The organism is Shewanella sp. 10N.286.51.B8 (assembly GCF_041469325.1).
GTDB lineage: Bacteria > Pseudomonadota > Gammaproteobacteria > Enterobacterales > Shewanellaceae > Shewanella.
Genome location: NZ_JBFRKG010000007.1, coordinates 181301 through 207980, shown reverse-complemented (window position 1 = coordinate 207980; position 26680 = coordinate 181301). Strand labels below are relative to the sequence as shown.

General features: G+C 41.8%; 18 protein-coding genes. 11 read left to right on the top strand and 7 right to left on the bottom strand.

The window, feature by feature from the left end; all coding sequences use genetic code 11:
• Nucleotides 1-187: 187 nt before the first annotated feature.
• Complete coding sequence (locus tag AB4160_RS03690) at nt 188-3970, top strand: EAL domain-containing protein (protein WP_303412184.1); 3783 nt, start codon at nt 188-190, stop codon at nt 3968-3970.
• Nucleotides 3971-4149: 179 nt separating this feature from the next.
• Nucleotides 4150-4584 carry a thioesterase family protein gene (locus AB4160_RS03685; RefSeq protein ID WP_102438032.1) on the top strand — a complete coding sequence of 145 codons (435 nt, stop codon included), beginning with the start codon at nt 4150-4152 and terminating at the stop codon, nt 4582-4584.
• Nucleotides 4585-4599: 15 nt separating this feature from the next.
• Here the strand turns inward: AB4160_RS03685 and AB4160_RS03680 are convergent, their stop codons facing one another.
• Both AB4160_RS03680 and AB4160_RS03675 read right to left on the bottom strand, forming a co-directional pair.
• Nucleotides 4600-6075, bottom strand: coding sequence for a putative bifunctional diguanylate cyclase/phosphodiesterase (locus AB4160_RS03680; protein ID WP_371999936.1), 1476 nt, complete (start codon nt 6073-6075; stop codon nt 4600-4602).
• Between the two features lie 100 nt (nt 6076-6175).
• Nucleotides 6176-7018 (bottom strand): HDOD domain-containing protein, encoded by an 843-nt coding sequence (locus tag AB4160_RS03675; protein WP_102438028.1) that lies wholly within the window; start codon nt 7016-7018, stop codon nt 6176-6178.
• A gap of 226 nt (nt 7019-7244) precedes the next feature.
• Here AB4160_RS03675 and yegQ point away from each other — a divergent pair, with 226 nt between their 5' ends.
• The 4 genes from yegQ to AB4160_RS03655 all read left to right on the top strand — a co-directional run bounded on the left by yegQ (nt 7245) and on the right by AB4160_RS03655 (nt 13915).
• Nucleotides 7245-8645 (top strand): tRNA 5-hydroxyuridine modification protein YegQ, encoded by a 1401-nt coding sequence (yegQ, locus tag AB4160_RS03670; RefSeq protein ID WP_102438026.1) that lies wholly within the window; start codon nt 7245-7247, stop codon nt 8643-8645.
• A 760-nt stretch (nt 8646-9405) separates the two neighbouring features.
• Nucleotides 9406-11079: an amidohydrolase family protein gene (locus tag AB4160_RS03665; RefSeq protein ID WP_102520094.1), complete on the top strand. Its 1674-nt coding sequence runs from the start codon at nt 9406-9408 to the stop codon at nt 11077-11079.
• Nucleotides 11080-11156: 77 nt separating this feature from the next.
• Nucleotides 11157-12140, top strand: coding sequence for a GTP-binding protein (locus AB4160_RS03660; protein WP_102520095.1), 984 nt, complete (start codon nt 11157-11159; stop codon nt 12138-12140).
• Nucleotides 12141-12256: 116 nt separating this feature from the next.
• Complete coding sequence (locus AB4160_RS03655; RefSeq protein WP_102477174.1) at nt 12257-13915, top strand: amidohydrolase family protein; 1659 nt, start codon at nt 12257-12259, stop codon at nt 13913-13915.
• Nucleotides 13916-14007: 92 nt separating this feature from the next.
• On the opposite strand, the gene AB4160_RS03650 is transcribed toward AB4160_RS03655, so the two are convergent.
• Complete coding sequence (locus AB4160_RS03650) at nt 14008-15186, bottom strand: threonine/serine exporter family protein (RefSeq protein ID WP_102532041.1); 1179 nt, start codon at nt 15184-15186, stop codon at nt 14008-14010.
• 468 nt (nt 15187-15654) lie between these two features.
• Here AB4160_RS03650 and AB4160_RS03645 point away from each other — a divergent pair, with 468 nt between their 5' ends.
• Entirely contained in the window at nt 15655-15906 is a 252-nt protein-coding gene (locus AB4160_RS03645) for a YfhL family 4Fe-4S dicluster ferredoxin (protein WP_055023738.1), read from the top strand.
• 102 nt (nt 15907-16008) lie between these two features.
• On the opposite strand, the gene AB4160_RS03640 is transcribed toward AB4160_RS03645, so the two are convergent.
• Nucleotides 16009-16530 carry an SCP2 domain-containing protein gene (locus tag AB4160_RS03640; protein ID WP_102477172.1) on the bottom strand — a complete coding sequence of 174 codons (522 nt, stop codon included), beginning with the start codon at nt 16528-16530 and terminating at the stop codon, nt 16009-16011.
• A 136-nt stretch (nt 16531-16666) separates the two neighbouring features.
• On the opposite strand from AB4160_RS03640, the gene AB4160_RS03635 reads away from it, so the two are divergent.
• Nucleotides 16667-17668: a peptidase U32 family protein gene (locus AB4160_RS03635; protein ID WP_102477171.1), complete on the top strand. Its 1002-nt coding sequence runs from the start codon at nt 16667-16669 to the stop codon at nt 17666-17668.
• Between the two features lie 8 nt (nt 17669-17676).
• On the top strand, nt 17677-18573 hold the full coding sequence (locus AB4160_RS03630; RefSeq protein WP_102477223.1) for a U32 family peptidase: 897 nt from the start codon (nt 17677-17679) through the stop codon (nt 18571-18573).
• A 173-nt stretch (nt 18574-18746) separates the two neighbouring features.
• Here AB4160_RS03630 and AB4160_RS03625 read toward each other — a convergent pair whose 3' ends face one another.
• Nucleotides 18747-19508, bottom strand: coding sequence for a hypothetical protein (locus tag AB4160_RS03625; protein WP_303446469.1), 762 nt, complete (start codon nt 19506-19508; stop codon nt 18747-18749).
• A 467-nt stretch (nt 19509-19975) separates the two neighbouring features.
• On the opposite strand from AB4160_RS03625, the gene AB4160_RS03620 reads away from it, so the two are divergent.
• Nucleotides 19976-21253: a YjiH family protein gene (locus AB4160_RS03620; RefSeq protein ID WP_102477222.1), complete on the top strand. Its 1278-nt coding sequence runs from the start codon at nt 19976-19978 to the stop codon at nt 21251-21253.
• Between the two features lie 96 nt (nt 21254-21349).
• On the opposite strand, the gene radA is transcribed toward AB4160_RS03620, so the two are convergent.
• A complete protein-coding gene (radA, locus tag AB4160_RS03615; protein WP_372003653.1) occupies nt 21350-22723 on the bottom strand; it encodes a DNA repair protein RadA in 1374 nt (457 codons plus the stop codon).
• A 226-nt stretch (nt 22724-22949) separates the two neighbouring features.
• Between radA and AB4160_RS03610 the strand changes: the two genes are divergently transcribed.
• Nucleotides 22950-25331 (top strand): PilZ domain-containing protein, encoded by a 2382-nt coding sequence (locus AB4160_RS03610; protein WP_372003652.1) that lies wholly within the window; start codon nt 22950-22952, stop codon nt 25329-25331.
• 238 nt (nt 25332-25569) lie between these two features.
• Here AB4160_RS03610 and AB4160_RS03605 read toward each other — a convergent pair whose 3' ends face one another.
• Entirely contained in the window at nt 25570-26466 is an 897-nt protein-coding gene (locus tag AB4160_RS03605) for an alpha/beta fold hydrolase (RefSeq protein ID WP_102436190.1), read from the bottom strand.
• Between the last annotated feature and the right edge of the window lie 214 nt (nt 26467-26680).

Below are 26680 nucleotides of genomic sequence, written 5' to 3'. Positions count from 1 at the left end.
ATACACATATATAAGCTGGCTAGTATGTTTTAAAATACCAATATAAACAACTAACTAGGCTTTCCTATATGGTCACAGTGCTCACTTCCCATATTGTGCTGTTTATCCGCATTACATCACTTCTAAATTTATGTAGAATTACTAGCGAACTTCATTAATAAAAAATAATAATAATTGAGGCTAGTCGATGTTTGGAGCGTTAAAGCAGTTTGTATTGTTAATCACTTGCGCCTGCGTCACTGTTTTTTTTACGCCTCAAAGCTATGGCGAACAATTTCGATTAGAAACCCTGACCATCAGTGACGGTCTACCTTCTTCGAGTATTACTACCCTTTATCAACAAAAAAATGGCTTTATCTGGTTTGGTACCGATGCGGGTGCCAGTCGCTATGATGGGGTTAACTTCACCAATTTCCAATTTTCATTAAATGATAAACACCATATATCAAACAATTACGTCACTAAAATCCACGAGGATACAAATGGTGATATATGGATAGCAACCGAAGATGGTCTAAATCAGTTAACCACAGATAATCAGATTATTATTCATGATATGAAATCATCAAGTAATGGCTTAGGTTCCAGTTGGATAATAGATATATTTGAAGATGATAATAACGATCTATGGTTTGGCACCGGCTCTGGTGTCAGTCACTATAATATAGACACTCAAACCTTTACCCCCTACTTCCTCTATGAAGTTGAAACGGATAAAGCATATGATACCTCTATCGCAGGCTTTTTTTACGATAGTAACCATAACATTTGGGTAACCTCAGACTTTGGCTTGGCCAAGGTAAATCGGCTGAAGCAGAAACTGGAATTAGTCAATTTTAACGATAAGCGCACCCAAGAGATCTTTGACGGAAGCTTATCGACCGTGTATCAGGCTGAAGATGGCCTTGTGTGGATTGGCACTTATCAAAGTGGCTTAATCAAGTTTAACCCTGAAACACTGGCTACTGAGGTATTTCAACATCAAGGGGATAATCCCTCCTCCCAGCAGCTCGCTTCAAATCAAATTTTTTACATTACCGCTGAAGATAACAATACCCTGTTGATTGCGCACGATCATGGTGCCACAAGATTACAACTCGATACCATGACCTTCAGCCATATCAAACATCAAGATTATAATGATAATTCACTTGCTGATGATTACGTTGCAAGCATCTTAATCGATTATTCAAACGGTATTTGGTTCGGCACTGGCAATGGTGTATCGCGCTACTCAAGCTTTAAACAAGGCTCTCGATTATATCGCCCTCACCCTTTTAAACCCGAGTTATCAGGTAATTTCGTTTATTGGTTTGATACCGATAAACAAAATAATATATGGATAGCCACTGATAAAGGTATCGATAAGATTAACGCTGGCACAGAAACAATTACCATAGCGCCAATAACAGATGCTGTGATCAATGAACCCTATAGCACCATTGTTGATGAACAAAACAATTTATGGATAGCGGGTGCCAATGGCTTATCACAGTATAATATTGATAATGATACTTTAAGGCATTTTAGTAATAGCCCTGACAACCCCCATGGATTCCCCAGTAATGAGTTTTACCTCGCCATACCTGACAACAAAGGCAATGTTTGGATAAGCGGTTATTTAGACGTGGGTTTAATACTGTTCAATCCTGATAAAGGCATTTTAAAGCGCTATTTCGAGCACTACGATAATGCATATCGCTCTGGAGGTAACTTTGCCTTTGATAAGAAAATCATTCATAACGGCGAATTATGGATGGCCACAACCAATGCTATTTTCCGAATTAACCCTGAAACTGATGAAGTGAAACACTTGCCTCTAGGCAGTGAGGTTGAAAATATTCGCACCGTCAAAATTTACCAAGATGAAGATAATATTATTTGGGTTGCCACTCAAGGGTTAGGGCTGGCTAAAATTGAGATTGGCGAGAAATGGAGTGATGAATTAAACATCCAGTACTTCACCAAAGAGCATGGGTTTACCAGCAATACCCTCAAGGGCGTGGTGGGTGATGGTAAAGGAAATTTATGGATCACCTCGCAAGCTAAATTTGCGCACATGGATACAAAAACCAATAAAATCACCCAATACCCCAGTGCCATCACTCAAAAAGACAGTTCATTTTCAGATGGTGCAATAGCAATAAGAAACCACGAGTTACTTATTGGCACTAATCATGGTGCCTTTAAAATTGACACCCAGCAGCTAACAAGAAATGACTTTCAGCCTCAAGTGCATATTACTTCGGCACTTGTTGCTAACCAAGAATATATTGGCCCTAATAGTAATAATCAGCTCGCTAAGTTAAGCCTAGATTATCAAAAAAATATGGTCCAGTTTACCTTTGCCTCATTAGACTTCAGTGCCCCCACTAAAAACCAGTATCGCTATATGCTGCAAGGGTTTGATAAAGAGTGGACCTATGTCGGTAACACCAACACTGCCACATATACTAACCTCAGTGCCGGTGAATATAACTTCATCGTACAAGGGAGTAATAGCGACGGCCTATGGAGCCCTCATCAAGCCATATTTGCTTTTAAAATAAACCAAGCTTGGTGGCATTACGCCATTATTAGCTTGCTGATAATATGTGCCTTATTACTGTTTTTATACCTATTAACTCGCCATCAAAAAATTACTGAACTTAGAAAAAGAGCGAACTTTGATGCGTTAACGGGGTTATCGAATCGCTTCCAATTTAATAGCAAACTTGAAGCGTCCATTAGCATTAAAAATACTCACGCAGCCATTGTTTTTATCGACCTTGATTATTTCAAAGAAGTGAATGACACCATGGGCCATGACATTGGTGACGAGCTTATTATTCAGGTCAGTCAGCGTTTAAAAGCCAATATAAAAAGGGATGACTTATTAGCTCGATTAGGTGGCGATGAATTTGCCATTATCATTCGAAATCCTGGTGAGTTGGCTCAATTAGTGACTATTGTTGAACGGATAAGAGCAACCATTAATTGCGGTTACCAGGTACAACAGCATTGGATCAGTACTTCAGCGAGTATTGGGGTCGCCTGTTACCCTGAAGATGGCCAAGATGCTAAGACCTTGCTAAAGCACGCCGACACGGCAATGTATGCCGCCAAGCATGCAGGCCGTAATAGTGCATACTTTTTTAATGAGGCGCTCTCCATCGCCCTGCAAGAAAAAATCACTATCAAACAGCAACTGCAACTGGCATTAGAGAATGGTGAATTTGAGTTATTTTATCAACCGAAAGTCTGTTTAGTCAGCGGTGAGATCAGCTCCTTTGAAGCATTACTGCGTTGGTTTCACCCTAAAGAAGGCATGATCCCGCCTAATCGCTTTATTCCAGAAGCTGAAAGTAACGGTCAAATTATTGAGATCGGCTACTGGGTATTAAGACAAGCCTGCATAACCGGCAATCAATGGCATCAGCAAGGGCTATTAAGTGGCAATATTTCAGTCAATATTTCGCCAGTGCAACTATCACAGCCGGATATTTGCCAGCAAATTGAAGCGATTTTAGTTGAAACAGGTTTTCCTGCCGAGAAACTGGAGCTCGAGATTACCGAATCATTATTAATTGAAAACGTGGAAGTCGCTGAAAAAGTACTTAACCAGCTGCATCAACTGCATATCAGGATTAGTTTAGATGACTTTGGCAAAGGCTATTCTTCATTGAATTACCTGACCCATTTCCCGCTAGATACCTTAAAGATTGATAAAGGCTTTATCGATAACTTTATCGATAACAAAGCGGCTGGTAATGTACTTAAAAACATTATTAATCTCGGTAAGGACTTGAATATGCAAATTGTTGCCGAAGGTATTGAAACCGAGCTGCAATTATTAAAGTTAATTCAGTATCAATGTCATGTAGGCCAAGGTTATATCTTCAGCCCAGCGGTCAACGCGCAAAGCGCTTACCAAATGCTTACTGGGGAAACACAATTACTGCCATTGTCTATGCAGCAAAAGGTCAGCTAAAAATTAAGCATCAGTTTGACTGTGATGCTTAAAGCTACTCACAATGCAATATCGTTGCAGGTCTGAGCAGTATGTAACTTAGGTATATCAACAGCAAGAGTCTGTTTAAAGTGGTTTAAATAGGTGACAATAAGCATCCGTTTTACCTTAATAACCAAATCAGCCTAACTGAGTAGCGAATGAGCACAAAAACAATAGCATATAGCCCAATATTTCACTTTCCGGTGCAAATCTATTATGAAGACACCGACTTTTCTGGGGTTGTGTATCATCCTAACTTTTTAAAGTATTTCGAAAGAGCCAGAGAGCATGTTATTGGGGCCGATGTACTAAATAGCTTATGGCAGCTACAACAATTGGGATTTGCAGTGTATCGCACCGATATGCTTTGTCATGATGGGGTTGAGTTTGCAGATATTGTTGATGTACGCACTCGATATTATTTTGAAAGTAAATATCGTACTGTGTGGCAACAGGAAATTTGGCGACCTAATGCTAACAAGCCTGCTGTGACAGCGACCATAGAAATGGTTTGTATGAATCAACAACGACAAATGGCGCCGATGCCAGTTGAGCTGATCGCACAGTTACGATCACAATTTGGTCAAGATTAGCTATTTAGCAATAAATTACGTCGCGCTAACCGGATAAGTTAACTGAGCTAAACAATGCTCTAACTCACTAGGCCGAAGGGGTTTACTAAAATAATCCCCTTGGATGGTATTGGCGCCAAATCCAATCAAGGTATCAAATACCGCCTTTGTTTCGACCCCTTCAACCGTGACATTAAACCCTAAGCTACTAGCTAAATCTATGCTGGTTTTGACAATTTTGTTAGCTTGTAAATCACAATTAAAATCGTCCAAAAATGCTTTATCAATCTTTACCTCATCCACTGGAAGATGGCGCAGGTAAGCAAGAGAAGAGTGGCCGGTGCCAAAATCATCAATGGCGATGGAGACGCCGATGTCTCTGAGGGTATTTAGCGTTTCTATGGTGCTGTTCAAATCAATCATCAAGGCGCTTTCAGTAATTTCTATGGTCAAGTTTTGCGCAGGCACTTTATATTGCAGCAACTTACTGCTTATGATGATCGGAAGCTGTTTATTCTCTAAATCTTTGGTGGACAAATTCACTGCCACTTTGATATTTAAACCTTTGTTAATCCACTTAACCTGTTGTTTTAACACTTCATCCAGCGCCCAATGGCTAACTAAATCGATAATGCCAGTATGCTCAGCTAATGGAATAAACTCCGAAGGAGAAATGTCACCAAGACCAGCATGTTTCCAACGAATGAGTGCTTCAACTTGATGACAAGCACCTGAGTTCATGTCCAGCTTTGGTTGATATACCATGTACAATTGATTCTGCTTTAAACCTTTTGGTAAGCTATTGATAATTAATAATTCACGATATTGGGCTTTATCATCATCTTGATTATAAAAAGCAACAGAGCCACTGCTGCGCTTAGCTTTTTTAAGGGCTAAATCCAGCCTTCTTAGCATTAAACTGACATCAGCATGGTGTTTATTTAACTCCAATACACCTAGTTGAACTTTAATACAGATTGGCGTTTGAGCAATTTCAAATGGTCGTTGTAAATGCTGCTTCATATCCTGTAAATCCTGGCTCAATAATGAATTGGGATAAAAAAGCAAAAACTCATTACCATTCATTCGCGATACAAACGCAGGGGGGGTAGTTAAGCCTTTAATCCTCACTGCAAATGCTTGCAATAATTGATCGCCAAAAACAAAGCCAAATAAGTCATTCACAAATCTAAACTGTTGAATATCGACCAAAATCAACATACCTTCGGTCGCTGGCATTTTGGCAAACATTTTGCGTTTAAAGCCCACTCGATTGGACAGTCCTGTTAGTTTGTCACGATCAAGATTAACAGGATTATTTTTGTGTAGTTGATTTAGATTGCGAATAAGGGGTTTAAAAGCCCGAGGGGTATGTTTGAAACTTAACGGTAGTTTATTGCTACTATTGACATCAAGGGTTTGGGTTAACTCATTAATAAAGCGCCCTTGCTGAAAATAGCCACCCAGTACAATACCGAGCAGCAAAACTAAGCCAATAAACACAATGATCATTATTTCAACAGTTAACACAACCGAGTGCCTCTATTATCTTGCTTTATTAGCGTTAGCCTTATTAGCGTTAACTCAATAGCCATCGGGCTTGAATTTATGCTTATTGATAACTCTGTTTTATCGAATGATAAACATCTAAAAACTCATCACTCTCTAAATCTTCAGGGGTAACTGGTAAGCCTCTTGTGGCAAATAATGCTAACCGCTGCTCAAGCTCGGGACCTGCTCTTAACTCACCAGAGTAATAGGCCGCTGAGCGAATAAAGTCTAAATAAGTGACCTGCTCAGAGATGTAATGCAAATCAGCCCAGCGCTCAACCACTTCCATCACTTCAGGGGCAAAGTCCCACGTTTTTAAAATAGCTCGACCTATTGGCCCTTGCATTTTACGTACGAGACCGCGTAATTGTTCAATACTGGTAAAGGTATCAGGCCTTGTTTCAGCTTCTGATAACACAGGTAGCGCGCCAATATTGTGCACTAAGCCAGCCAAGGTCAATGTTTCAGCATCTAACCTTTTACTGGGGTTGCGCTTATTATAAATTGCAAGTAATGCCCCTGCCGCTGCTGTCACTTCAATGGAGGTTTGCCATACTTCATCCATCACCTCCCATACCATTTCATTGGTTGAGATAAAAAGTTGCTCTAACGCCACTGAAGTGACAATGGTTTTAATCTGCACTAAGCCAATTCGATTAACGGCAGCACTGATATTTTCAGCTTTTTTACCACGGCTATACAATGCACTATTTGCCACCTTAATAATGCGCGCCGAAATCGCCGCATCTTGGCCAATAATATCACCCACTTGCTTCAAGCTGCTATTAGGGTTTGATACCACCTCTTGCACTCTCATGGCAACTTCAGGAAGCGTTGGCAGTACCAATGCGTCATCTTTAAGCTTTTTCAGTAAACCCACTAGGAGTTGGTGTTCAGTCGTCATCAATTCAGCCCGTTGTATTATTATTATCGCTTTGTAAGCAATTGTACCAGTTATGTGGCTTATTTGAATAAAGAAAAAGAACGACTATGGGGATTTTATTCCATTAAAGATGATCAAATTTGACTGTAACCGCAATCACAGAGGAAAAATTTGCATTCAGCAGCCATACTTCAGTAAAATGCCGCCCCCGCGCTGTGTGCGAGTTTTCATCAATTTGAGAGTTATTATGTTTAGACCAGAGCTATTGTCTCCAGCTGGAACCCTTAAAAATATGCGCTACGCATTTGCCTACGGTGCAGATGCTGTATATGCCGGTCAGCCTCGTTATAGCCTTCGAGTTCGTAATAATGACTTCAAAATGGAAAACCTCGCCATGGGGATCCAGGAAGCCCATGCGCTCAATAAAAAATTATATGTGGTCAGCAACATTGCGCCCCACAATGCCAAGCTAAAAACCTACATTCGTGATATGGAACCTGTCGTGGCGATGAAACCTGACGCCATAATCATGTCAGATCCAGGCCTTATCATGATGGTGAGAGAAGCCTTTCCCGATCAAGTAGTGCATTTATCAGTACAAGCCAATGCCATTAACTGGGCTTCGGTGAAGTTTTGGCAGCAACAAGGTATTAAACGCGTTATTTTATCTCGAGAATTGTCGTTAGATGAAATTGAAGAAATTCGTCAGCAATGCCCTGATATTGAATTAGAAGTATTTGTCCATGGCGCATTATGTATGGCTTACTCAGGCCGTTGCTTACTCTCTGGTTACATCAATAAGCGCGACCCTAACCAAGGCACTTGCACCAATGCTTGTCGTTGGAAGTACGATGTCCATGAAGCCAAGCAAACTGAAACCGGTGACATTATTGCGGTAAACCCACAAGGGCTTGTTGACCAACATGGTGTGCAGTTAGAGACGCCGCCAACATTGGGCGCAGGTCAGCCATCAAGTGAAGTGGTGTTATTGCAAGAACCAGGACGCCCAGGCGAATATATGCCTGCTTATGAAGATGAGCATGGTACTTATATTATGAACTCAAAAGATTTACGTGCCATTCAACACGTTGAGCGTTTAACCAAAATGGGTGTCGACTCATTAAAAATTGAAGGCCGTACTAAATCTTTTTATTACGTAGCGAGAACCGCACAGTTATATCGTCAAGCCATTGAGGATGCTGTGGCAGGTAAAGATTTTGACCGCACGCTAATGCATAACCTTGAAGGCTTGGCGCATCGTGGTTATACCGAAGGCTTCTTACGTCGTCACGTTCATGACGAATACCAGAACTATGATTACGGCTACTCAATCAGTGATACCCAACAATTTGTTGGTGAATTTACCGGTAAACGCAATGATGCCGGCGCAGCTGAAATTGACGTTAAGAACAAGTTCTCTGTCGGTGACAGTGTTGAATTGATGACCCCGCAAGGCAATATCACCTTAACCATTTCAGAATTAGTTAATCGCAAAGGTGAATCAGTAGAAGCCGGGTTAGGTTCAGGGCACTTTGTATTCTTAGCTGTGCCGGCAGAAGTCGAGCTGGATAAAGCAATTTTAATGCGCAATCTGCCTCAAGGGCAAGATAGCCGCAATCCACATCAAGCGATTGAACCCGTTACCTAGACCTGCTACATAAGTCAGTCTAACCAGGGGATGGTTATCCGTTTTCAGCTGTTGCAGTTATTGCCTTTTAGGCCATAACTGTGACTGTTGAGAAAGTGTTTACCCGCCAATGCAATACAAGCCACCACTTTGACTCAATCTCTACCTTTCACTCAATCTCTACCTTTCACTCAACTTCTATCACCTACTCAACTTCTATCACCTACTCAACTCTATCACCTACTCAACTCTATCACCTACCCAACTCTATCGCCCACTCAACATCTATCACCTACTCAACTTCTATCACCTACTCAACTCTATCACCTACCCAACTCTATCGACCACTCAAGATCCAGCCTACTACATATAAAAACTCATGACCTATCATTTAGTCAGTTATCACCTATCATTTATTTATTATTGGCCAAGGTTGGTCAAAACTTGAAGGGTTAGATCCTTCAAATGTGAGTTCCTCTAATCTATGCTATTAATTAATATCAGTAATAAGTTTTACAGCGGCAAAATTTTATCATTAACGCAACATCAGCAACAAACTCAAAGCGATACGAGCAACCGAAGCTAACAAAGCCGTAACCCTAAGCCCTGAGATATTTATTATTCGCACCCAAAGACACGCTTGCGCAACAAAAGTATCAAAGTGTGCTTTACATTATCCAAATTTAGAGCAAAGCTGTTTAAAGTAGCTTTTATGGTGCTTGCCGTTTCACATGTTGCCAGTTTTTACTATTTTTATTGCATGAATAAATGAGGATAAAAAATGAAAGACGATACCAAGCTAAATGATTTAACCACTAACAATGTCGACCAGTCAAAACGTACTACGCTAACTAAGCTTGCGGCGGGGGCTGTTAGTACTGCAGCGCTTCCATTTGCCTCAGTTTTGCAAGCCGCATCAGACAAACTCACTGAGCAGCAAATTAAGCTAATGGCCAATGAAAAGGGCCCATTTGATATTGTTATTGAAAATGGCCGGGTCATTGACCCTGAAACTAAATTAGATGCCATTCGTAACGTCGGCCTTAAAGGCAATCGTATTGCCGCCATTTCAACAGATAAATTACAAGGCAAAAAAGTCATTGATGCCACAGGCTTAGTGGTTGCGCCGGGCTTTATTGATATGCACGCGCATGGTCAACAGCTTCCGGCTGCACGAGCACAAGCATTTGATGGTGTAACCACCGCTCTTGAAATGGAGTCGGGGTTGCTACCTATTGCTAAATTCTATGATGACACAGCCAAAGAGGGCCGCCCTATTAACTACGGCGCCTCTGTTGCATGGACTTATGCTCGTATCACGGCAAAAGAGCCCACAATGCCACCAGCAGACGGTACGATTGTTTGGTTTCAACAAGCATTTTCTAAAAATAACTGGCAAAACACCCTTGCGACAAAAGATGAGCTTAAATCCATTTTAAACTATGTTGAGCAAGGCCTTAAAGAGGGAGGTTTGGGCATTGGTATTAACGCTGGCTATGCACCAGGTTATGGCCATAAAGAGTACTACGAATTAGCAAAGCTAGCTAAACGCTATGAAATGCCTACTTATACCCACGTGCGTTACTTAAATAGCGCAGAGCCTAAATCAAGCTTTGAAGCCTACCAAGAACTGATCAGTTTATCGGCAACCACCGGTGCACACATGCATATTTGTCACCTTAACAGTACCTCAGTGCAAGATATCGAAGATTGTGCTGATTTAGTTCAAGATGCGGTTGATGCAGGCTTATCGGTGACAACAGAAGCTTATCCTTACGGTGCTGGTTCATCAGTGATCGGCGCAGAAGTTTTCCGCGGTGATGACTGGCTAGAGCGCTGGGGAGTGCCAAGTGCAAGCTACATGGAAGCAAATGGTAAAGCCTTAACACAAGAAAAAGTCACTGAGCTTCAAGCAAATGCGCCAGGTACAGTGGTAGTAATGCACTTTTTAAAACCTGATGAAAGTAAATCCGATCGCCATAAAATGGACCGCTCAGTATTATTTCCAGGCGCAGCCATTGCATCCGATGCAATGCCATGGATGAATCCTAAGGGGCAATTAATCGAAGGTAATGTATGGCCATTACCAAGTGATGCTATTGCTCATCCAAGATCGCTTGCTTGTTTTACTCGCTTTATCAGTAAATACCTCAATGAATACAAAGCAGTTACACTACTCGAAGCGATGGAGCGTACGAGCTTAAATGCGTGTCGAATATTAGAAAACAGTGTTCCTCAAATGAAAAACAAAGGCCGTATTCAAGTGGGTAAAGATGCTGATTTAGTCTTATTTAAACTTGACGAAATCAAAGTGCTAGCGACCTTTGATGCGCCTAATGCACTCTCAGAAGGGATGCATCATGTGATCGTAAATGGTACACCTATTATCGAAAATGGTGAATTGCATTTAGATGTAAATCCTGGCTTAGCAGTTCGTAATCCAGTGGTTGCATAACCATTATGCCTATAATCATAAAGCTCGGGTAATACCGAGCTTTTTCGTTAAAAAGTAAATCATATAGAGAAACGTCAATGAATAAAAAACCTATTCCTGTGACCATTTTAGCGGGTTTTTTAGGTGCCGGGAAAACCACCCTGTTAAACCATATCCTAACCAATGCCGATGGCATGCGTATGGCCGTTATCGTAAATGACTTTGGTTCAATTAATGTCGATGCAGAGCTAGTAAAATCCCAAAGCGACAATATGATTAGCCTCGAAAATGGCTGTGTGTGTTGCAATCTTGCCGAAGGTTTAGTGGTCTCAGTGATGCGCATACTGGCACTTGAAGAGCGCCCTGATCATATTATTGTTGAAACCTCAGGTATTGCCGAACCTAAAGAAGTGGCATTGCAATTTGAAGATCCTGAACTACAAGCACACGCGCCATTGAACGCGATTATCACCACTATCGATGCTGAGAATATTTTAAGTTTAGAAGGTTCAATGGCCAGCTTGTCAGAGCAACAAATACAAGTCGCCGATATCGTGTTAGTTAATAAAGTTGATTTAGTGGCAACTGAGCAGCTGGAAAAAGTTAAAGCATGGTGCCAAACCCAAGCCCCTTTTGCCAAACTGGTTGAAATGGAGTTTGGAAACGTCGCACTACCGATTTTATTTGATGTACCTGAGCGGTTAGTAAAACTTAGCCATGAGCATACTTGTCAGCACCAAGGTGCAGACCATGACCACAGCCAATGCAACCATCATGACCATGTAACCCACAGCTTTGATACTTTTAGCTTCGAAACCGACAAGCCGCTGTCTTTGCAAAGCCTCTATCCGCTATTACAGCAGTTTTCAGTCGATGCCTACCGCATGAAAGGTATTTTAAATTTATCTGATCGACCTGATCATCGCTGTATATTTCAATGTACTGGCCAACGCGCCAATGTCACTGTTGGCGAGCCGTGGGAACACGATGAAGCAAGAGCAACCCGTTTAGTCTTTATTGCCCCCAAAGGTGGCATGGACGAAAAAATAATGCGTGAAAAGTTAGCTAGCTTAGTGGTTTAAATATAAAACGACTATGCAGTAAACGGCCCACTAAAGCTGTTAATGACAAGCTGTAAATGCTTGGCTGATAATTAATAGCATGATAATCAAGGATACTGGCGAGAAAGGAGTAAATGATGTCCGAGTTAAATCAAGATGACAAATTAACCGCTGAAGTTGATCAAACCAAGCGCGATACCATGAAAAAACTGGCTATTGGCGCCGCTGCAATAACACTTTCATCGACTGCCACAGCAGAAACTAACAAGGGTCCACAAAAGCCACAGTTAATGCCAAATCAAACAGGCCCGTTTGATGTAGTGATTACTAATGGCCGTGTCATTGATGCCGAAACGGGTTTAGATGCCGTACGCAATGTAGGCATTAAAGACGACAAAATTGCCGCTATATCGACAGAAAAGCTCACAGGTAAAAAAGTCATTGATGCCAGCGGGCTTGTGGTTGCCCCTGGCTTTATCGACCTTCACGCCCATGGACAACAATTACCCGCAGCCAGAGCTCAAGCCTTCGATGGTGTCACCACCGCCCTTGAGTTGGAATCAGGCCTATTACCCATTGGTAAGTATTATGATGACACAGCTAAAGAAGGTCGCCCAATTAACTACGGCGCCTCAGTAGCTTGGACCTATGCCCGCATTATGGCAATTGAAAGTGAAATTTCGCCCGCAGATGGCACCATTACTTGGTTTCAGAATGCCTTTAGTTTAAAAAATTGGCAAAATGATCTCGCCACCGACGCACAGCTAAATACGATATTGTCTGATGTTGAACAAGGCTTAAAAGAAGGTGGTTTAGGGATTGGTATTAATGGCGGTTATGCTCCCGCCTATGGCCATAAAGAGTATTACGGCTTAGCTAAACTGGCCAAAAGTTTTGATGTACCGACCTTCACCCATGTACGTTATGCCAACGGCATGGAGCCCAGATCAAGCTTTGAAGCCTATCAAGAGTTAATCAGTTTAGCCGCCACCACTGGGGCACATATGCATATTTGTCACCTCAACAGTACCTCGGTGCGAGACATTGATGATTGCGCCGACCTAGTGCAAGAAGCTGTTGATTCTGGTTTGCCGATTACCACTGAAGCTTACCCCTATGGCGCAGGCTCAACACCTGTGGGCGCGGCCTTATTTGCTGGCCCAGAATGGATTGACCGCTTTGGCGTTCCCGATGCAAGTTACATGGAAGCCAATGGCGTACCTATGACCCAAACCAAAATCGATGAACTACGAAAAACCAACCCTGGTGAAGTAATCGTTATTCACTTCTTAAAGCCTGACGACAGTAAAGAAGACTTACGCATGATGAAGCGTTCGGTGTTGTTTCCTAACGCCGCTATTGCCTCTGATGCCATGCCGTGGATGGACAGCAAAGGTAAATTGATTGAAGGTGATGTATGGCCATTGCCTAACGATGCTTTTGCTCACCCCCGCTCGGTCGGGTGTTTTGCCCGCTTTGTAAATAAATACGTGGTTGAGTATAAAGAAGTCAATTTAGTCGAGGCAATGAAGCGCACCAGCCTCAATGCGTGTCATATCATCGAAGATGCTGTGCCGCAAATGCGTAACAAAGGCCGTATGCAAGTGGGTAAAGATGCTGACATAGTGGTATTTGATCTCAATAGCTTTAAAGATATGGCCTCATTTACTGAGCCCAATAAGCTTTCAGTGGGTATGCAGCATGTACTAGTCAATGGCCAATCGATTATTGATAAGGGACAATTGCTTATGGATGCTAAGCCTGGCAGAGCAATTCGTCGCGATGTGACAGTCTAATCGATAATCAAAAAACGTCGATAAAACATGACAACGAAAAAGCGCCATTAGGCGCTTTTTTCATGTGTTTAGTTTTTCTCAATTAATATCGATTAGTTGCGTTTATGGTTAAACAAAAAGCGGTCATTGAAAATAGAATAAACCATGATCTGCCCTGCCATAATCGAACAAAACATCAATAATGCTGACATACCAATACTGGGGATAGGCAATATTGCAGTGGCAAAGAATGACTCACTGGCACCAACGATGATCCGGCTTCCTGGCACTAAAATGATCACCCCTTGGATAATATACACTAACGCAGGCACTTTACGTGCTTTACCGGCTAACAGCCCATAAAGAGTGATAATCATGGTGCTAATCCAAGTGCCGATAACCCAATCAGAGGTAAACCAATGTGGCCCCCACATGCCAACTGCAGCAGCGGGCAGGCCAATAATAATGTCTTGCCAACTGGCATTAAAAATCAGTCCAATCGCAACCGATATGCCAATTAACGCCAGAATATGCAAACCTAAAGGGATTTCATTAATAAATGGCGCAGCGGCTACATGACCCACAAGCAAGCTTGATAAGCCTAAGCCCATCACCACGCCAATGAATATTTTTATTACCACCAAACTACTTTGGGCCAATAACTCTATGCCTGAGCGAAAGTCATTTAAGGCAAGACTGGCTAAACCATTGGTGACAGTGAGTCCTGGAATAAACAGTACAATGGATGAGATGCATAAAGCTAACACCGGTAACTCAGGAAATTGAGCGGCCAATATCCCCACCACAAAACTGGCAATAAACGCCACAATGAACTCTACCAGCATTGCTCGCTGCCCGATGCACATTAGTTGAGCTAACCAGGCGATTAACCCTAAAAAAACCGAAATCATTGCCGCAAGATACGTGCTCCCCACCAGCATCAAATAGCAAGGCGGCAGTAATAGGTTGGCAATGCCTAAAGTAAAATTCGAGTAACTCGGCACCCCTTGATAGTTTTCTTTTGAGTGTATTGCCTTTAGGGTTGCCACCAAATTGCGTAAATTGACTGACGGTGGATTTTTAGTTTGCATCACCATTTTCTGAGTGGGTTGCTCGAAAATGGTCACAATTTTAGTTGGGGTAACATCAATGGCGATATCTATCTGGTGATGAGCCGCATAAGACTGGGTATATTTCGCCACTGAGTATGGCGCGCACCCTGATTGATGTAATCGATCTGAAAATGATAAAACATCATCATACTGTTGCTGGGTTGGGCTTTTATCTTCCATTTTTTTATTCTCGATAAGTCAGCAAAAAGTGGTTCTGAGGGCTTAGTTAAATCATAGTAGCTAAATGATAATTGCTACATAATAGTAGCGTTCTCATTCACTTCATAATCTGAAATAGAGGGTCAAACCCTTCAAAAATGAATCCTTTCATTGAATCAGCAGTGGTCGCGATAACCTCCACTGCAAAACATGAGCTAGACGGTGAATTTCTCGCTTAACCCTAGGCGGGCTATCTCTGTGTGATATAATCAACGATTGAAAGATTTATAGCGTGTTAAAACGCGATAGATCAGCGCAGTCATTCAACGCTTATTAAGTCTTTGTCTTCATTCAGGTCATTATTCATGGTTAAGTGCATGAAAATCCGCTGGATGAATCATTGAAAGTCGGGACCGGGTAATTTTTACCATTATATGGAATATACATAAGCAATTGTTACAGATGAATTTTATAAGGTATATCAACTAAATGGCATTACTAATCGACGATAGCTGCATTAACTGCGACATGTGTGAGCCTGAGTGCCCTAATGAGGCTATCACCATGGGTGAAGAGATCTATGAAATTGATCCTGCGCTATGTACCGAGTGTGTGGGTCATTATGCAAAGCCGACCTGTGTGTCAGTTTGCCCAATTGATTGCATTGATCCTGATCCCAGCCACGCAGAAACCCCAGCTGAGCTGCAATATAAATATGAAGTCATTACAGGTAAGGTTTAACCCTTAAACTACATGACAAAAAAGGCGCTAATTAGCGCCTTTTTTGATGTTTATATTCATCCCATGTCTAACGCTCATCATCTGAGTCATTATGACTGAATATTACGCCGTTGCGGCTGCCTGCTCATTAGCATAGCCTTGTAACGTTTGTAGCGTAATAGCTAACTTTTCAATGCTAAGCTTTACCGCTGCTGGTAACGTATCAAGCTCAATACCGAGCAATAAGTTTTTCACTTCAAGGCCGAGTTCGGTATCGCCTTCAATACGCAGCTTACGTTGAAAAAATAACGTGTCAGGATCTTCTTTGGCCGCAGCAACCAGTAATAACTCAGGCACATTGGCAGTAAAAGTTACATCGGCTTGCGTCAAAGGACGTAATAATAACTGTTGATCGTAACTAATTTCAAAGTTGAGCGCGATGTCTTGCACACAAATAGCAACCCACTTACCTTGCAGAAAATCTAACTCACCAAATTTAATTTGTTCACTTAACGAAAGTGACAACATCTTAGCCAGAATATCCAACTTTACCTTTTCAGGGACAACAGCAAGAGACTGGGTGGCGACTTTAGGGGCGATATTAAGCAAATTTTTAGCAACCTTTCCTGAAAAACCGAAAGACATTCATACTCCTACACTGACAAGATTCCAATTTAAGCTAGTTTACTCACATTTTATCAATTGAAACCTGTTTCAAATCAAATCATGTGATGTCATTCAACTTTACACTCACTTTCAATCGAAATTTGAGAGAGAGAATATGGAACTCTTGTGCCCTGCAGGAAATTTAGCCTCATTAAAAGCCGCTTTTAGAGCGGGCGCTGACGCCGTTTATCTAGGTTTAAAGGATGATACTAATGCCCGTTCATTTGCAGGTTTAAACTTCACCCCAGAACAACTAAAACAAGCCACCAAGCTTGCCCATGCCCAAGGCAGAAAAGTATTTTTAACCTTAAATACTTATCCAAAACCTGGAGAGGAAAGCCGCTGGTATCAGGCAATAGATTTAGCCGCCCAGCTGCAAATGGATGCACTTATTACCGCTGATATATCCCTGCTTCATTATGCCAGCAACCGTTATCCACATTTGCCATTGCACCTTTCAGTGCAAGCTTCGGCCACCAATCAAGCCGCACTCGATTTCTATCAGCAAAATTTTAATATTGAACGCGCGGTATTACCTAGAGTGTTATCAATGAAGCAAGTGCGTGACCTAGCCAAATGCAGCTCGGTAGAGTTAGAAGTATTTGCCTTTGGTAGCTTGTGTATTATGGCTGAAGGACGTTGTCATTTATCGTCTTATGTCACTGGCCAATCACCTAATACAGGCGGGTCTTGCTCGCCAGCAAAAGATGTGAGATGGCAAGAGCAAGGCAACCAATGCCTAACTAGGCTAAATGACGTGCTGATTGATACCACAGGTATTGACCAACAACTTGGCTACCCCGTGGTCTGTAAAGGCCGCTACATTGCCGAAGCGGATACCAAAGCCGATTACCTGTTAGAGTCGCCCACCAGCTTAAATACCTTAAGCCTATTACCTCAACTTGCCCAAGCTGGGATCAAATCGCTAAAAATAGAAGGCCGTCAACGCAGCCCTGCATATGTAGAGCAAGTAACGCGGGTTTGGCGAGAAGCGATTGATAGCTATCAAAACAATCCTAGCGCCTTTAAAGAGCAAGCCAGATGGAATCATACCTTAGCCAAGGTGTCTGAAGGACAAGTCACCACATTAGGAGCGTACGAGCGTCAATGGCAGTAAATAACAATATGAAAATCTCACTGGGCGCCATTAGCTATTGCTGGGACAAAGACACCACGGAACAATTTTATCATCGGGCAGCACAAAGCCAGGTTGATACTATTTATTTAGGTGAAACCGTCTGCAGCAGGCGTCGATTAATGAAATTTAAAGATTACTTCGACATTGCCACTATGCTCAAGCAGTCTGGCAAAAATGTGGTACTTTCAACCATGGCATTAATCGAGGCACAATCTGAGCTTGGCGAACTTAAAAAGTATATCGATAATGGCGAGTTTATTATTGAAGCCAATGATATGGCAGGCGTGCAATTGGCCTCTGAGGCCAAACTGCCGTTCATTTGTGGCCCAACCATTAATAACTACAATAGAGCCAGCTTAGATATTTTGCATAAAATGGGTATGCAACGCTTTGCTATGCCATTTGAATTATCAAAGTCATGGCTTAAAACCGTGATTGGTGAGGGCGAAAACACGCCGCAATTTGAAGTGGAAGTCATGGGCCATGGTTATATGCCACTGGCGCATTCAGCGCGCTGCTTTACTGCCAAACACTTTAATTTGAGTAAAGACAATTGTGAGACCATTTGTCAGCAACACCCAAAGGGGATTTTGGTGCAAACTCAAGAGCATCAGGATTTACTGAGATTAAATGGCATCCAAACTCAATCGGCTTCATTTGTTGATTTAACCGCTGAAATGATGCAAATGCAGCAAATGGGGGTGAACTACTTTAGAGTATCACCTAGCCAATTAGCCTGTATTGAGCTTGCAGATGAACTCACAAAGCGCTTAGCAAACAGTGATGAGACTCAAGATGATATGGCGATGAAAACTCGCGAGTTTGCTAACACAAAATCCTGTAATGGCTATTGGTTCGGCGGCGCTGGTTTACAAAAAATCTAGTTAACACCTTAGTAATCGGGGCTAATGCAAGGCAGTGAATAACGCTGTAAGCTTTAGCCTCTTTGCTTACAAGTCTTTTTACTTACAAGGCTCTTATAACAAGTCTCCTACTGACAAGGCTCTTACTTACAAGGCTCTTACTTACAAGGCTCTTACTTACAATTGCCCAAGAGTCATACCTTTGGCTTAGGCTTATCTGCTTTACTTTGCCCCTGGGGCAGAAAATAGCAGCGGCAAATGCTCAAAACCCACAGCCATGTAGTTATGATGCTTAGCCAAAATAAGATGGATAACCACCAAGTTTGTGGCTTAGGAGACTGCGACACAATGGCTTGAAATAGTAGTCCTTCAGAGAGCGGGTTCTCACCTAAACTCCCCCCCCAATATGGCCAAGTTAAAATCGCGCCGTGGATCACCGCAATCAAACCAGCAAACACCAATGGCAGCATATATTGGGCTTGGCGCATAATGATCCCGTTAACCAGTCCCAGTAGCGCACTGATTAAGCCAAAGTAAATAAAAATAGACACGGCTTGAATATGTAAATGGTAAACATTAAGGGGAAACAGCCCTGTGGCAGCTAGGGCAAGAAAAGTCACGATAAGAGCCAGCCAAAATAACCGACCAGTAATGGTACGGTTTATTTGTAGGCCAAATAAAGCACTCATCGTCAGGCTTAAGCTACCAAAAAATAGCCCGCCATTAATCAATAAGGCAGAAGAAGAGCGGTTGTAAGTCCCCAGTTCACTGATTGAAAATTGCAGTAAACTATACTTATCACCATGCTGCATATGCTCAATAAACACAGATAAACCTATGCCGATAAAAAGCCCTATCAAACCTAATAAACCAAACAGGTAAGCTAATCGAGCAATTTTTTCCGTTTTACTTATTATCACAGCGTATCTTGTTCCTTGTAAATTAGGCTCTATCATACTTAATCGCCTTTGATAAAAACGCTATCGACATCTAATGTTTAGTATTCAGTCAATTAACCACGTCAATATAGAGGGCACGACCCAAACAACCTTACAACGATCCACTCACCCATTGTAATAACAAAACACCACAGTAACAACAACTGCATAACACCATGATTACAAACAAAATAATCCGTGCAATTCGGTTGGGAAACGATACAATATAGATAAGCATAAAAAGCCCATAACTATTCGTTTTAGTGAATAGTTTTACTTAGAATAGATAAGCAGGTAACCTTGCCTCGCTTAGATATCCTATGAATGGACATACAGCATTTCCCATAAGACGGTTTGATTAACTCAACCATGATTATTTAGTTAATTGGTAAGGCATAGACAAAGTGACTCAAGAAAAACCAAAATATAATCTCAAAACAATACTTACCTTTATCATTCCGTCACTTATCGGATTGTTATTGTTTATGACACCTATTAGCTACGACGGCTCAATCACCATTCCGATTGCTATCGTATCAAAATTTGTACAAAACCAATTCGCCGATATATTACCTTTAATCGTAACCTGTATCGTAGTCTTTATGGCAATCGTGTCGGTGCTTACTAAACTAATAAACCCAAAGTTAGTTCGTAAGAGCCCGTTTTTGCATTCGCTGCTGAATGTTTCACCATTTTGGTTATTAGTACGCGTCTTAGGGGCAATATTCATTGTATTAACCTACTTAGAGATCGGTTCAGAAGTGATTTACTCAGCTGATACCGGAGCCTTGGTACTCAATGACCTATTACCAGTACTACTGTCAGTGTTCATTTTTGCAGGCATGCTGCTGCCGTTACTGCTTAACTTCGGTCTATTAGAATTTTTCGGTACCATGCTGACCAAATTAATGCGTCCAATCTTCAACCTTCCAGGAAGAAGTGCCATTGACTGTATGGCATCATGGTTAGGTGATGGCAGTGTTGGTATTTTAATGACCAACAAGCAGTATGAAACCCGTCTTTATACCGAGCGTGAGGCGGCCGTAATTGGTACTACCTTCTCAGCAGTATCTATTACTTTTAGTTTAGTGGTTATTTCTCAAGTCAAACTTGAGCATTTATTTGTGCCATTTTACTTAACCGTTTGTCTCGCTGGTTTTGTTGCCGCTATCATAGTGCCTAAATTACCACCGCTATCATGGAAAAAAGATTTATATATCGACAACACCCCACGTCACCCAGATGATGAAATGATCCCACAAGGTCATGGCGTAATGTCTTGGGGCTTTGAGCAAGCGATGAATAAAGCTTCGCGCGCTGGTGGGGTTAAACAGCTATTAACTGAAGGCGTTAAGAACGTGGTTGATATGGTGTTTGGTATTATTCCTGTGGTTATGGCCATTGGTACCATCGCATTGGTATTAGCTGAAAATACGCCGATTTTTAATTATCTAGGTATGCCATTTATTCCACTGCTCGAATTACTGCAAATACCAGAAGCCGATGTTGCATCGACAACGATTGTGGTTGGCTTTGCTGATATGTTCTTGCCTTCAATTTTAGCCAGCTCAATTGAGTCAGATTTAACTCGCTTTGTGATTGCAGCCCTATCAGTAACCCAATTAATTTATATGAGTGAAGTCGGTGCATTACTTATTGGCAGTAAAATCCCAGTTAACTTCTTCGAGTTGTTTGTGATTTTCATTTTGCGTACCTTAGTGACATTACCGGTTATCGCCCTTTGCGGACACTTACTGATTTAGTCGCTTGATTCGAGTCATAAAGTAAATACAAAAAAGGAGCCACAGGCTCCTTTTTTAATGCTTAACAAGTTTTGTTAATCCATTTAGTTAATCAATTTAGTTAATCAGTTCTAATAACTCATGAACGGTTTTAATCGGATGGATTTTAGCGCCTAGCCCTTCCATTGATTTATGGTAGTTACGATGGGGAATATACACCTCGGTAAAACCATGTTGCACCGCTTCTTTTACTCTCGGCACACCACTATCAATCGGCCTAACATCACCATTTAAACTTAGCTCTCCCATAATGCAGGTGGTTCTGGGCACCACAAAGTCATTTAAACTGCTGAGTAAAGCCGTCACCAAGGCTAAATCAATACAGGTTTCTGATTCATCAATCTTCAAACCACCCACCAAATTAAAATAAGTATCATGATAAATCTTGGTGCGAGTATGCTTGCGTAATATCCCCGTGAGCATTTTAATCCGGTTCATGTTTAACCCCACACAAACTCGCTGCGGAAACTCGCCTTCAGTCTCAGTGGTTAGACATTGAATTTCTAGCAATAAGTTACGGTTGCCTTTACGGATACAGGTAATGGCCGCGCCAGGTGATTCAGTGGTGGAGCCAGAGAGAAATATCTCACTGGGATTATCAACACTTATCATACCGCGCTCGGTCATCTTAAAAATGCCCACGGTATCCACATCACCAAAACGGTTTTTATTGGCTCTTAGAGTTCTAATTTGGCCGTCATTGCATTCAATATGGGTCAGACAATCGACAATGTGAATAAGCGTTTGCGGGCCGGCAGTTTCATTGTTTTTATTAACGTGCGCCACTAAAAACATGGTGACATTATTTTGCTTACAATACTGGGTTAATGCCTGCGCGCAGCTTTTGACTTGTGAAGGCGAGCCAGGGCTGCCATTGGCGCTTTCAGACACCACCGCTTGGATTGAGTCGATAACAGCAAACTTTACCTGTTTAGCGTCCAGCTCAGCAATAATCGCCTCAACGCTGGTTTCAGCCATTAAATATAGGTTCTCTTCGTTATAACTGAGCTTTAAGCGGTTAACACGATTTTTGAACTGCGATAGTGACTCTTCAGCAGTACAATATAATGAAGGCATAACTTGTGACATGCGGGCAATTAAATCGGACAGTAAAGTAGTTTTACCTGCACCAGGATCGCCTGAAATAATATTCACTGAGCCTGTGGTTAAGCCACCGCATAAGACCCTATCAAGTTCACCAATGCCGGTAAGCATTTTTTGGGCTTCAAACTCTTCCACTTCATGAAGTTTTTTTGAGCCGCCGCCGACAGAGCCTGCATAACCAGCTACCGAATTGGTCGACGATTTAACCGCAGAAATGCGCACTTCTGATATGGTATTCCACTCTTGGCAGGCATTGCACTGTCCTTGCCAGCGAGGAAAATCTTGTCCGCACTCATTACACACATACGCTGTTTTATTTTTTGCCATAGATCACTTTTGTCAGATTGCTGCTTATGGGATTTAAGCACTTATTAATTTATTAAATTTACACAGCTCAATTGTTAAGCTAATGGCGCCAAAATCGCATTATTACCTTAGCTTTAACAGACACCTAGACTAATTTTGTATAAAGTAAGCCTGATGCTAGCCGATAAGATTACCAGTCGAGCCTGCAATTATCACCTTTATCTGAGCCCTCAATAGAAAAGAAGCCATGAGTTTAGAAGAGCACAGTCAGCTTATAGAGCAATTAAAGCCACTTTTAATGGAACCTGATTTTAAGGATGCCTTTGAAATGTTTACGGCTGACGAATCAAACTCGACTCGATTTTTATTGAAAATGGAATTAAATCGCATTGCGGTGATTTGTACTCGGATCATTGATTTACGTGATAAAAGCGATCTTGAATGTGAAGAGGTTCAGGTTGGAAAACTACGTCATTTTCTCGATGAGCCAGCAAAGCTTTCCTTGCTAGAGGCACTGCAGCTGTATCGCAATAAGTATATCGTTGGCGTTTATGAGCATGTACTCAACCAGCACAAATTACGCAAAGAAAAAGCCCGCCAAAACAATCAGCAACCCGTAGCACAAACCTCCCAGTTAATTGTGCCTGGGGTGGTTTTAGGCAGCTATTTTAATCGTAGCGAAGAGCGAATGAATTACAGTATTCGTATTTCAGCCTCACAAACAGGTGGCCCCGAAGTTAATGGCGCCAGCTTAGATTTATCTGTCGGTGGCGCGAGAGTTCGCTTACCTGCTGACATTCGCTTTGATCAAGATAAGCCGCTGCGTATTAAATTACTTGAATTAAACGAAGAGTATTTTTTTGACGATCTCCAAAAAGGCATCGACTATAAAATCGTCGATATACAACACAAAGATGATAGTGCCATATTGCGCCTATGCCGTATTGGAGAAAGTAACGAGCTCGATAACTTATTAACCCAGCTGATCCGCAGTTACCGCTTTCGCTATAAAGTGGATGTAAACGATTTGATTGTCAATGCAACCGGGCTTGGGTTTGAACGCCATTATTTACCACTATTAGCTCACCTCCCCATTTATATCAGTTTAAATGACGGTAAACCGACCATTAGCCATTTGCTATTAAGTCAAGGCAACCAAGCTTCATTACAATATTTTCAAGATGAGCAAGAGATTAATCAGCTACCCGGTTTACTGACCAATAATCGCTTAGTCAATCTCATTAAGCACCCACAAGACAGTGACCATAGTTTATTTTTTTGCTTCACCTACCAAGCAAACGACACAATCCAATACTTTTCAGCCTCGCTTTATGAGTTAAAGCAACATGATGCCTTAGGGTTATTCCTTGGCTTTGGCGCAAGCAAAACTAGTTGGCGAGTGTTCAAAGTAAGCCAACAAAGCATTGACCATAAACTGAATTATAAAACCTCGACGCTACCAGGGGATGAAACCCACTACTCAGCGCTAGTAGAGCAACAACTGGCAGGCTTTAGCTACGTGCTGCAGTTAATCGATTTAACCAATGAGCAGGTTCAATCCGATTATCAAACCTGGTTTAACCCAAGTGATAACGTCAATAAGCTTAAAAAGTTTAACCAAACTAAGCTCAAACAAAACAGCATAAAACGTCTATCAATGCCCTTTAGCGAGCGACGACGAGAAGCGCGCTATGCCTTTAAAACCTTGGTAGATATTGAGCACAACAACCATAAAACCCGTGGGATAAGCCATGATATATCCACCCGTGGGCTGCAGCTTGCTTTAGAAGATAATCTTAACCTCAAAAAGCCTACAGATGTGTTACTTAGTTTCCCTAAACTGCAGCAAATTGCAGGCAAGACATCACTGTCAAACTTGCCATATCGATTGATCCGCAGCCGTAATCATGACCAAACCCTGCATTTGTCGGCCAACATTGGTCACGAACCCCATGCTGGAGTTGAGTTTATCAATAAACTCATTAATCATAATCGGGATAAACTTGAGCAATTATCAGATAGTGAAGGCGAGTTAAAAGAGCTAGCCGATGGCATGAAAAACTTACTCCTAAGACAGCTGGCTAATGTGCCCTTTTTTGTAGAAAAAACGCAAAAATCGGCGCAACTATCATGCTTAGGGATCGGCGTTAAAACTGATGCTATTAGCCATCTATTTGCCGCTGGCTCCACTAAACCATTAAATTATAATTTGACGCCATTATTTAATGAAAGCCAGTTTAAGCAGCTAATTATTAATCCAGTTCGAGCAATGAAGCCCATTGATGGCCTGAAATATATAGAGATATTCCTGCAGGTGTCTCGTCAAGGTAGAGGAGCAATTAACATTCAATCTCAGTTAGTCAACGACTTCGCTAGCCGAGATGCTCAAATTGCCTTTGTGCGTCACGCTAAAACTGTTGGCCGCTTTGTGGCATTACGAGTTTATTATGGCGCAACTGAAAAGCCAGACATGAGCTATATTCGCCGCGAAATGGAATATATTGCCACCCATGCTTCCCACAGAGCAAAACAGCTTGAAGCCCAGTTATGGCGGGTTTTAGGAGCCGGAGAACTGTTAGAGATTAGTGCTGAAGTTGAAATGAGATATCCAGAGTTACACCAAGTCTAAATACCCCAAATCTGAATGACTCAAAACCTGAATGACTCAAAACCTGAATGACTCAAAACCTGAGTTGCTCAAAACTTGAAGGCTCCTAGCCTAAGTGCGCTAATGCTAAACCAAAAGTGCGCTAATGCTAAACCAAATTGATACACTAATCTCGACAGCGCTAATAGAGTATATATTGCAATCACTTGGTTTGTATTACTTCAGCTAGCGCTTATCGCTGCAGTTTATTTTTAAGTTGCTACTTAGCCAAACTGTCATACCAGCTTTTCACTAACGGGAAATGATCATCTACTGCGGATTTGTCGGTTAACATGCCTGCATGGGTGTAGTCCCGCTTAAAGCCGCGATGTTTAGCCAGTAAAGTATACTCAGCTGCCACCATCTGACACTCACCCATCATATCTTGCACATCTGAAGGGTTACCTAACACGCGGTCCTTTTTAGCGGCTAAAAACCAACAAGGCGGCCAAGTCACCTGCCTAGCTGCAGCGGCATAATCAAAGTTATCATGGCAATCTACCCAATCACCTTTTACCCAATCTATGGTTTGCCTTAATGATTGCCGGCTTTCATTGTCCATACCCATTCGATATTTATCTGCCGCTAAATAGCCATCCACTTTTGACAAAAATGGCGCCAACCGATTCCAAAATAAATCCACCATCATGGTTTTACGCAGAGATTTAATTTTGATGGTTCTTTTACTACCAAAGGTGACAAATGAAGCCACTTGAGTGCGCACCTTAGCTAAGCGAACATAACAGCTCGCCATTAATACCCCGCCCCATGAGTGCGCGCACCAATGCACTTTACTTGCTGATGAATGCGATAAAATAAACTCATTGGCAAGGGGCAGCTGCTCTAAAATCACTTCGGTTTGACCTAAGGAATAGGCCGCGCTGATTTTAGGCTCACTTAAGCCTCTGCCTGCCGTATCGAGTATATACACATCAAAACCTTGCCTAGCAAGATAGCAACCTAAGCCTTTGCCCGAGGCACTGTAAAATACCCGTCCATTTGACATTGCGCCATGTAACATCAAAATTGGCATGCCTTTAGCCAAGCTAGGGTTTGCTTTGATATGCCGAATATGAAGGCGACCATTTCGATAGGGAATAAAATGTGACTGCTGCATGGGAATGAATATGACTATTTTGAGTGTATGAACTCAATACGGTAATCAGTGTAAATGTTAATTACAAGTTAATTAGAGTAATGAGCCTAATCAAGATAAAAAATGGCTCACTTAAAGTGAACCATTTAAAAGTGCTCTCAGCCAATATCTAAACAGCTAAGAGTCGATGCCATTGATGCTTGCAGCTCTTTACCCTTGCAGTGTTTTTAGGCTT

Excerpts from the sequence above, each read along its gene's own strand:
- AB4160_RS03625 (WP_303446469.1), bottom strand. The coding sequence starts at position 19,508 with ATGATAGAGCCTAATTTACAAGGAACAAGATACGCTGTGATAATAAGT.
- AB4160_RS03605 (WP_102436190.1), bottom strand. The coding sequence starts at position 26,466 with ATGCAGCAGTCACATTTTATTCCCTATCGAAATGGTCGCCTTCATATT.
- AB4160_RS03680 (WP_371999936.1), bottom strand. The coding sequence starts at position 6,075 with ATGATCATTGTGTTTATTGGCTTAGTTTTGCTGCTCGGTATTGTACTG.
- AB4160_RS03650 (WP_102532041.1), bottom strand. The coding sequence starts at position 15,186 with ATGGAAGATAAAAGCCCAACCCAGCAACAGTATGATGATGTTTTATCA.
- AB4160_RS03630 (WP_102477223.1), top strand. The coding sequence starts at position 17,677 with ATGAAAATCTCACTGGGCGCCATTAGCTATTGCTGGGACAAAGACACC.
- AB4160_RS03655 (WP_102477174.1), top strand. The coding sequence starts at position 12,257 with ATGTCCGAGTTAAATCAAGATGACAAATTAACCGCTGAAGTTGATCAA.
- AB4160_RS03645 (WP_055023738.1), top strand. The coding sequence starts at position 15,655 with ATGGCATTACTAATCGACGATAGCTGCATTAACTGCGACATGTGTGAG.
- AB4160_RS03665 (WP_102520094.1), top strand. The coding sequence starts at position 9,406 with ATGAAAGACGATACCAAGCTAAATGATTTAACCACTAACAATGTCGAC.
- AB4160_RS03635 (WP_102477171.1), top strand. The coding sequence starts at position 16,667 with ATGGAACTCTTGTGCCCTGCAGGAAATTTAGCCTCATTAAAAGCCGCT.
- AB4160_RS03640 (WP_102477172.1), bottom strand. The coding sequence starts at position 16,530 with ATGTCTTTCGGTTTTTCAGGAAAGGTTGCTAAAAATTTGCTTAATATC.
- yegQ (WP_102438026.1), top strand. The coding sequence starts at position 7,245 with ATGTTTAGACCAGAGCTATTGTCTCCAGCTGGAACCCTTAAAAATATG.
- radA (WP_372003653.1), bottom strand. The coding sequence starts at position 22,723 with ATGGCAAAAAATAAAACAGCGTATGTGTGTAATGAGTGCGGACAAGAT.
- AB4160_RS03675 (WP_102438028.1), bottom strand. The coding sequence starts at position 7,018 with ATGACGACTGAACACCAACTCCTAGTGGGTTTACTGAAAAAGCTTAAA.
- AB4160_RS03620 (WP_102477222.1), top strand. The coding sequence starts at position 19,976 with ATGACACCTATTAGCTACGACGGCTCAATCACCATTCCGATTGCTATC.
- AB4160_RS03690 (WP_303412184.1), top strand. The coding sequence starts at position 188 with ATGTTTGGAGCGTTAAAGCAGTTTGTATTGTTAATCACTTGCGCCTGC.
- AB4160_RS03685 (WP_102438032.1), top strand. The coding sequence starts at position 4,150 with ATGAGCACAAAAACAATAGCATATAGCCCAATATTTCACTTTCCGGTG.
- AB4160_RS03660 (WP_102520095.1), top strand. The coding sequence starts at position 11,157 with ATGAATAAAAAACCTATTCCTGTGACCATTTTAGCGGGTTTTTTAGGT.
- AB4160_RS03610 (WP_372003652.1), top strand. The coding sequence starts at position 22,950 with ATGAGTTTAGAAGAGCACAGTCAGCTTATAGAGCAATTAAAGCCACTT.